Below are 8176 nucleotides of genomic sequence, written 5' to 3'. Positions count from 1 at the left end.
CACTTTGGAGTAAATGGGCCAAGCGATCACCATCCGCTTCATTTCCAGGAACGGGCTCTGCGTCTAAAATGAACCCCGAAGCGCTCGACTCCACAACCTGAATTTTGTCCCCTGTAAAAGGTTTTTTTGCTGTTTTCCGTCCATTACGCACACTTGGATCATGCGCATTTACAATACGGTCCTTAGGTCGATCCTTGAACGGAATTTTTTCATAGGCCTCCGCTTGTTGCTTGTTGGACTCTGTCGGATCCGTAGGACGCGTGTTTTGTTCAAGAATGTCTAGCAGTACCTTGCGCAGCTCATCAAAACGTTGTTGCTGCTTTTTTGTTGTTTCTTTTTGGCGAAGCTGCTGAACGTTTTCTTGTTTTAAATAAGAGAGAAGCGCGTATGCCCTGGCGACCAATAAGTTGAACGCGGCAATCCTCTCGCTTGGCTCGCTGTCTGCCGGCAGTTTATCCCACCACGACTGCATTTGCAAACTCTCAATCATGACGCGATGAAGCTGTGCATGCGTTCGTTTTAAGTGATTCACCAGATTGAGCATGCCGTGGAAAATAAGCCGATACGCACTCATACTGCTAGAAATAGCATGGGTATGAAAGGAATCCACCAGCCAAATCTCCTGCTCTCCTTTCCATAGACCCAGTTGCCTGGCTTGCGCGAGAATATAGTGGAAACAAGCATGGAAAAGTTCGTCACCCATCCGATCACGATCAAAGGCAATCGTACTGTGATCAAAGCCATTAAACGCAAAGGGAATACCGACAAATCGTTTAATCGCCATGTCAAACATGAGACGGATCTCCATCTCACGGTCGGACAAGTTTTCCATGGCCTGTATGAGATGAATCTTGAGTTTAAGTGAAGGCGCATAAGGACGCTGACCTTGTGGCGAATACAAATGGGCGCAAAGCTCATCAGCAAAAGAGAAATCAACAAACCGTTCGACTTGGCTCCATAAAGGATGGGAAGGCAGCTTGGCAAAGAGCTCCACGTCCGCGAACGAGAGCGCACCAAAATCTTTATACCGGATCGCATGGGCTGTTGCAGTTCCCTTACGAGCAGGCAAAAGATGAGCTACCTGTTCAATCACAGCAGGGCGAACTCCAAGATTTTCAATGGTTAATTGTTTTTCATCCTCATTTTGTATGGACACTTTCCATCCCTCGCTACATGGTTTTTCTTTATTATACTAAAAATTCAATATTATAGGGGAGGAATTCGAGTTGTTCGACAGTCTCTTTTCGGCAGGCTCAGAGCGTGTTCGATGCTGTTTCCCTCCGGAGACGGCCTTTTTGGCAGGCTCAAGCCGAGTTCAATGTTTTTCCCCTTCTGAGACAGCCCCTTTTTTGCCTTTATGGGGTTATTTGGAAGAAGTATCAGTCCCGTCATTAAATTTCTCCTATTCTGTGCAGTATATATAAAGTTTAAGGGGGGGATAGTCGAAAAAGGCGGTGCTATAATGGCGATACCAATATAAATTAGGGGGCAATACCCATTATGACTGATTTATCCGTAGAGTCTGACATGACGCCAGCAGCGAGTGTGAGAGCCCTAAACCCCTTTCGACTTTTTTGCAGAAAGTATGGCGCTGCTTACCTTATGCTGCTGATTCCTGTTTGCTGCTTTGTACTTTTTTCTTTATACCCGATCGCTTGGGCGGTTAAATACGTTTTTTATTACTATGACGGGGTTAGGCCGGAGCGATTTACGGGGCTGGCTAATTTCCAAAGATTGATGGATGATCAAGTCTACTGGTCCAGCCTCTGGAAGCAGGCTCTTTTCTCCCTGAAAATCGTGCTTGAGCTGCCTTTGGCCTTTATGCTGGCTTTGCTCCTCAGTTCGCAATTGAGAGGGAAAAATGCGTTTCGGGCAATGTTTGTTATGCCTTACATTTTGCCGGCCTCAACGATGGCTTTGGTCGTTTATATCCTGCTGAACCCGTACAACGGGGGTCTTAATCAACTGCTGCTTGCCCTCAACTTGATCGATCAACCGATTGCCTTCCTGTCGGGCGGGTGGACAGCTTTTGTGAGCGGGATGGTTTTGGACGCGTGGCAAAATTTTGGCATCAATATGCTGCTTTTGCTTGTAGGCCTTACCAGCATTCCGAAAGATGTCTATGAAAGTGCTGATATCGATGGAGCTACGGGGTGGACAAGGGTGCGTTATATCTCCCTTCCGATGATGGGACGTATTCTGCAGATGATTTTGTTCCTGTCTATTTTAGGAACTCTCAAGTCGATGGGACCTTTTCTTGTCCTTACGGATGGTGGACCGAACTATGCTACCGAGCTGACTTTCCTGTATATTTTTCATCAGTTTTTCGGAGGAGATGCAGGCACCAACTATGGCTACGGGGCAACGGTGGCGGTGTTTACCGCACTTATCCTGGTCGTGATCTCGATAGCTTACTTCAAGTTGACCAAGAAAATGGATTATCATAATTAAGGAGGACAGCAAGGTGAAACATCTGTTAAAGTGGTTAAAGTATGTAATTTTGTCTGTCGTCGCCATCATAACTTTGATTCCTGTGATTTACGTGTTGTTTTATTCTTTCAAATCCAATCAGGAGCTGATTACAGGCGGCGGCTTGCTGCCCCGGAAGTGGGTGTTCTCCAACTATTCGGAGGTATGGAAAGAGCTGAATTTCTCCCTGTACTTCTATAACTCGGTGGTTTTTGCTACGATCAGCTCTGGGCTGAGTGTGTTTATGGGAGCGATGTCCGGGTATGTGTTTGCCAGAACCCAATTTCCTGGCAAACGACTGCTCTCGCTGCTGATTATTGGGGTGATGTTCGTTAGTCTGGGTCCAATGACCTTGTTTCCCAAGTTCAAGCTCGCCGTGGATTGGGGACTCACGAACAGCATTTTTACAATCCCTCTTGCTGCGCTGTATGGTTTGGGAGCTAGTGTTTTCCTATACGAAGGTTTCGTTAAATCGCTTGGCAAAGAGATGGATGAGGCGGCAATTGTGGATGGAGCTTCCTATTTCAAGCGTTTTTACCGATTGACACTGCCGTTGATGGCTCCGATTACCGCTACTTTTTTCCTGTTGGAATTTATTGCGGAATGGAATAATTATATTTTCCCTTTGGTCATGAGTATCGGCAATCCAGATACCAAAACACTGACTGTAGGTGTAGTTGAACTGCGGAATATGGGTTCAGGAGCAGCGGCCTGGAATTTATTGCTGGCGGGTTCGATGATTTCTGTCATTCCCGTACTCGTCGTATTTATTGTTTTGAACCGGCAAATTGTAGGTGGACTTGCGCAAGGTGCTGTGAAGGGTTGACAGATCGGAGGATGCAGCATGTATAAAGTGTTGATTGTGGATGATGAGCATTTTATTCGGGAAAGACTAGTCACAATTATTCCTTGGGAAGAATACGATCTCGTGGTTGCCAGTGTAGCAGAAGATGGAGAAAGCGCCCTCGAACAAATCCGGGCTGTATCTCCGGATATTGTCATTACGGACATCAGGATGCCGGATATGACAGGACTAGAGATGATAGCTCGTGCGGAGGCTTATCGGCCGAATACCCAATTTATTATTCTCAGTGCTTACAGTGAATTCGATTATGCCCGCAGGGCACTCCAATTGGGGGTAACCGATTACTTGCTCAAGCCGACCAAACCGGAAGAATTGCTGCAGGTTCTTCTTAAGCAGGTGGACAGACTGGAGCAGCTTAAGGTGCTGAGAAACCGTGACCGCCGCAATCGGTATTACGAGGAATCCATCCGCTCCCAGTACATTCAGGAACTCATCTTAGGAGATCAACCTGGCTATGAGTGGAAAGACGAATGTGTTCAGGTAGGGCTGAAATGGCTGCTGGATGGCGAGTTGAGACTGCACCTGATTACGTTGGATGGGGCTGATCAGCATGGTCATATGGAGTCCGCCAAAATTGACCAGTTTGCCGTGCAAAATGTGATGTTCGAGCTTATAGCCGACTACGAGGCTGTTTGCCCGATTCGCCTTTCCTTCGGCAAATGGCTGCTGGTTACGGGAGGCATTAGCTCCCAAGAGGAGCTTCTCATTTTTGCCCGGCGGCTTTACGACTCTATTGAACGGTTCACCAAGAAGAAAGTACATATTATGATTTCAGAGTCTGGGCAAAGTCCGCTTCAACTTTCTGGATTGTTTTGGGAAACAGAGAAAATGATGGCATATATGGGGGCGAATCTGGAGGAGCCGGTTCGCTTTCTTTTGCCGTCTCGTGACGAAATGGCTTATATGCAGTGGACGAAGCCTATGGCAGAGCTCATTGGGTGGATACTGCAAGGAGATACAGACCGAGTGATCGAGTGGCTCAACCAATTGGCTCCTGCCTTCGTGGAATGGGAGCTGAAAGCGGCTGAGCGCTGGTGCTTTGAATGGCTGTCCACGATACGGGAACATGCTCAGGCCCAAGGTGAAGGACCCCTGCCGAATACAGATGACCTCCGGATGCGGATCTCCGGTCATACGAAAATCAAGGAGCTTCTGTATTTCTTTACCCATGAGATTCATCATCTGCTCCGTCAGCGGCATGGCAAAGGAATCCATCGCTTGATTCGGCTTGCTCTGGAGCGGATTGGCAAGGAATACGAGCAGGATCTCCAATTGACCACCATTGCCGAGGATTTAGGTCTTTCCCCCGTTTACTTGAGCGAGCTGTTCAAGCAGCAAACGGGAGTCACGTTCCGTGTTCACCTGCTTCGGGCCCGCATGGGCGCAGCGATCAGGCTGCTGAAGGACCCCACGCTTAAGGTGTACGAGGTGTCCTACAAAGTGGGGTACAACAAGGTAGAGCATTTTGTGAAGTTGTTCAAAAGGGAATATGGCATGACGCCTTCCGAGTATCGGGGGGCGCTTGTATGAAACAGCGCCGCCCGCCTTTCCGCCGGTTTCACCAAAAGCTGTTCTTGCTTATGCTCGCATTGGCGCTTCTTCCACTTCTGGCTGTTGGTCTTGTGAATATTCTCGTGACCTCTAATTTATTCACCCGGCAATTGGAAGAAAGCGCGGACATGATCCTGTCCCGCACAGCTGCCCCTCTAGGACAGCTGTACCAAGAATTCCAAACAGCAGAGGGGCTGTTTCTTCAGGATGAAGAGCTGATGCAGGCAATTGCCAATCCGCAAGCTCCTATTCTTAGGCAGGTAGAGGTGGCCAATCGGCTATCTCAGTACCTGACCAATATCAAGTATATTAACGCGGATTTTCGCGTTTCCTTTCTCTTGCCCCGAAATCACTATCTTTCCAGCTACGGACTTCCCGTAAAAGAAGATCCTGCACGTATTGAGAGCTTTGCCTTGGACAAACGAACGCTTGAACACGCTTACTGGCTGTCTGACGATAAAACAACGGGCGAATTCACCTGGATCGTTCCTTTAGGCAGTGTTGCCGCCCAGCAATTGCACGGTTGTCTGTTGATTACCGTCCCGTACAGCTCCATGAGCGCGATGCTGGAAGAGCCGCAGCAACTAGGTCAAAGCCAGTATCTCATTGTCGATGCCGGGAATGGGAAATTAATTCGTTCTCCGGGAACGGAACAGAATTCGGAGCTCCAGTCGAGAATCCTTCGTCTTCCCAAAGAGAAGAGTCTTTACAAGCCGGAATACAGCTTTACAGAAGGGGACAGCTATTATTCCGTACGGACGATTGGAGCGGAATGGATGCTGCTCGGCATTGTGCCGAGGCATCAGGTGCTGTTGCCGCTCTACAAGGTGTATCAATGGACCATTGGTCTGGTGGTGGTGCTGCTGCTCGGGATGACGCTGCTCTCCATCCGGCTGGCGCGGAATTTCTCGCGGCCGATTGAACGGCTGGCCTCGCTCGTTGTGCGCAAGAAAAGCGACGGAGCCAACCTGCACATCCCGCCTTTGGTGCGAGCGGATGAGATTGGCGTCCTCTATGACGGGATTCGTGAACTGTTAATGGAGATTCGCCAGGAGCAGGTACTGAAGAAGGAGTACCGTCTGAGGCTGCTGCAGTACCAGATTAACCCGCATTTTCTCTACAATAGTCTAGATACGATTCAGTGGAAAGCACTGGAGCACAAGGACCGGGAGCTCACCAGCATGATTGAATATTTAAGCGGCTTCCTTCGAGGGGGCCTTGATCAGGTCGATATCGTGACCGTTGAGCAGGAGCTAAAACATCTGAATAACTATATTGGCATGCAGCAAATCCGCTACAAGGGACAGTTTACGATTGCCATCCAGATCCCTGAGGAATTCATGAAGCAGGAGATTGTGAAGATCTCGCTTCAGCCGCTGGTTGAGAACGCCATTATGTACGGAATGAACCGCCAAGCGGGAGGGAGCCTTATCAGGGTTGAAGGCTGGCGTGCTGCAGAGGATGTTTTTTGCCTAGGTGTCTTCGATGATGGACAAGTTCTGGACGAGGAGCGGGTGCTGCGGCTGCTCAGCGAACAGGTTCCCGATCCGGACTCCTTTGGCATCCGTAATGTTCATGAGCGGATCCGGCTCTATTTTGGCGAAGCCCATGGCCTGCGGATGAAGAAGCTGGAGCAGGGCAAATGCTTTGAGCTGCTGCTTCCCTATGTGGATAAGCTGTCATAATCGCGGCTAGTTTGTCAGTAAATACGAGTTTTGAGGGGTTAACTGCGGGTGGATTCCTTTCTATAATGAGGGTGTAATTGAAATCAAGATGAGGGGTTGAAGCAATTGAGTACAAATAAATGGGGAAACCGCAGTTTGCTTACGATAGCTGCTGTGGTGCTGGCTCTGTCTGCCGGATGCTCGTCCAGTACGAATAATGGCAAGAATGCAAGCAGCACGCCAGCGGTAGACACTGCAAAACCTAAGGAAAAAGTAACGATCAAGGTTTGGGCTAACACCAGGCATGATATTGAAGTTAGGGAGAGTTTAATCAAAAAGTTCAATGAAACGAATCCTGACAATATCCAGATTGACTATAAGGTTTACTCGGATAACTATGACGAGCAGCTGAAGCTTGCGCTGAATGCCGGCAAACTTCCGGATATTGCTTATAATATATCGGCCGATTTGGCCAATGCGGATTATCCACTGGATTTGAATCCCCTGATTACACCGGAAATTCGCAAACGTTTTGATCAATCGGCTCTTACAGCGCCGCCAACCGCCAAGAATGGTGAGCTGGACCGTGTTTTTGAGAACGTCACCAATTTGAAATTAGTTTACAATAAGGATTTGTTCAAAGCATCCGGACTTGATCCAGAGAAGCCTCCAACGACTTGGCAGGAAATGCAGCAATATGCGAAACAGATAACAGCCAGTGGAGGCGGCAAGAAGTTCGGCCTTGGTCTGCCGATCAAGCAGACGGTATTCTGGCGGTACTATGTGATTTATCCGGCAGCCGTATCGGGAGACATTTATGGCAGGGAAGGCTGGAATGCTGCTACTGGCAAATTTGACTTTTCGCCTTTTGCTAAATATGTGAAGTGGTGGATTGATGTGAATAAGGAAGGCAGCGTCTTTCCAGGCGTCGGCAATTATGACAACGATATGATCCGCGCCCAGTTCTCCGAGGGCAATATCGGCATGCTGTCCGCTGCTACTTGGGATATCGGGGTATTCAATGATCAGTTTCCAGCCAAAATCAACTGGGCCGTGGCAGACTTCCCTACCTGGGGAGGGAAAGTTCTGGGTGGTCCTGCCTACGAGACAGCCAGCGGATTCAGCATCAATAGAAAAACGGAGCATCTCAAAGAAGCGCAGAAGGTATGGGAATTTTTCATCTCCGATGAAATGTTTGTGACATTGGCCAAAAAGGGGCTTGGTTCTTTTACAAACCTTGCCGCTCAGGATAAAGCGATTCAACCGGCGGATCGCAAAGGTTCAGAAGGTTTTGTCATCAACGGGAAGTCAACGAATTACCCAATGGCGCCTCGACTGGATTATTCGGTAGTGAACCCTCCGCTTAAAGTGGGCTCTATCGATATTAAGAAATCGGGTGTTGTCAATGATGTCATGACGGAGCTGTTTATCAAGGGCAAGGACCTTCCAGAAATCGAGAAGTCTTTGCAGGAGCTGGGAGATGCGTTCAATAAATTGACGACTGCCAATGTGGAAGCCAAAACGGTGGAGTTGAACAAATATCTGCAGCCGAATTTCAAGCCGCTGAAGTAACGGCGGATAGCAGCGATTAACGTTACCGGAACTTATCGCACCCCTCAGATCGCTT

General features: G+C 48.5%; 6 protein-coding genes. 5 read left to right on the top strand and 1 reads right to left on the bottom strand.

Translation table 11 applies throughout. The features are described 5' to 3' along the window. Positions 1–1156: transposase (locus HQN90_RS27605; RefSeq protein ID WP_173224786.1), on the bottom strand; the 1156-nt coding region annotated here is incomplete at its 3' end. A 344-nt stretch (positions 1157–1500) separates the two neighbouring features. On the opposite strand from HQN90_RS27605, the gene HQN90_RS27600 reads away from it, so the two are divergent. From HQN90_RS27600 to HQN90_RS27580, 5 genes are all read left to right on the top strand, one after another. Next, the gene (locus HQN90_RS27600; RefSeq protein ID WP_173224783.1) at positions 1501–2451 is read left to right on the top strand and encodes a carbohydrate ABC transporter permease; all 951 of its coding nucleotides are present in this window, start codon (positions 1501–1503) and stop codon (positions 2449–2451) included. Positions 2452–2464: 13 nt separating this feature from the next. Further along, on the top strand, positions 2465–3295 hold the full coding sequence (locus tag HQN90_RS27595) for a carbohydrate ABC transporter permease (protein ID WP_173224780.1): 831 nt from the start codon (positions 2465–2467) through the stop codon (positions 3293–3295). 18 nt (positions 3296–3313) lie between these two features. Next, positions 3314–4864 (top strand): response regulator transcription factor, encoded by a 1551-nt coding sequence (locus HQN90_RS27590; RefSeq protein ID WP_173224777.1) that lies wholly within the window; start codon positions 3314–3316, stop codon positions 4862–4864. After that, positions 4861–6570 (top strand): sensor histidine kinase, encoded by a 1710-nt coding sequence (locus HQN90_RS27585; protein ID WP_173224774.1) that lies wholly within the window; start codon positions 4861–4863, stop codon positions 6568–6570. The genes HQN90_RS27590 and HQN90_RS27585 overlap by 4 nt, the downstream gene beginning before the upstream one ends. 105 nt (positions 6571–6675) lie before the next feature. Next, on the top strand, positions 6676–8121 hold the full coding sequence (locus HQN90_RS27580) for an ABC transporter substrate-binding protein (RefSeq protein ID WP_173224771.1): 1446 nt from the start codon (positions 6676–6678) through the stop codon (positions 8119–8121). Positions 8122–8176: the final 55 nt, after the last annotated feature.

The organism is Paenibacillus alba, from assembly GCF_013204855.1.
GTDB lineage: Bacteria > Bacillota > Bacilli > Paenibacillales > NBRC-103111 > Paenibacillus_E > Paenibacillus_E alba.
Note: the sequence above shows the minus strand (reverse complement) of the source record. Positions and strands in the feature narration are given on the sequence as shown.